Source organism: Anaerostipes hominis (ex Lee et al. 2021) (assembly GCF_002270485.1).
Lineage (GTDB): Bacteria > Bacillota > Clostridia > Lachnospirales > Lachnospiraceae > Anaerostipes > Anaerostipes hominis.
This window is the reverse complement of record NZ_NQOG01000076.1, coordinates 1-458: the sequence shown is the minus strand read 5'-3', so window position 1 is coordinate 458 and position 458 is coordinate 1. Positions and strand designations below refer to the sequence as shown.

The following is a 458-nucleotide window of genomic DNA, read 5'->3' as shown; positions in this document are numbered from 1 at the left end:
GTCAACTCTACGTTGGCCGATGAATTACCTGTCAGCTTTGAGTAGTTAATTTTTAACCGGTCTTTTGAGGGTGTTATACCGTTGTTATCGCGTCCCCCATCACTGTCAGAGTTTTCGTCCTGTCCCATCAGAACGATTGTTTCCGGAGTGATTTGTATCAGATATTCCTGTGGTTCAAAGTGTATTTTATCCGTATATTCACTGTTACCCACATAGATAATCCCGGTGGGTTTCGATGGTAATTCATTCACTATGGGTACGTGTATCCCCAATGATTGTTTTACGAAATATTGCAGTTCGTGTGCTGCAAGCAGTGCCGGTGATGAAGCATGTTTACCCGTCAGTATCACGGTTCGGCCTTCTTCTATCACAAAGGCTTTCCGCGCTGAACAAAGGATCGGCAACATCAGTAAGGCGATATACATTATTATTTTCTTCATAAGCATTTTTTGTTTTAA

Annotated in this window: 1 protein-coding gene; it reads right to left on the bottom strand. The window is 41.9% G+C overall.

Annotated features, from left to right (window positions below; all coding sequences use genetic code 11):
• The coding region (locus CI597_RS17595; protein ID WP_198959589.1) for a hypothetical protein at positions 1 to 458 on the bottom strand (458 nt) is incomplete at both ends.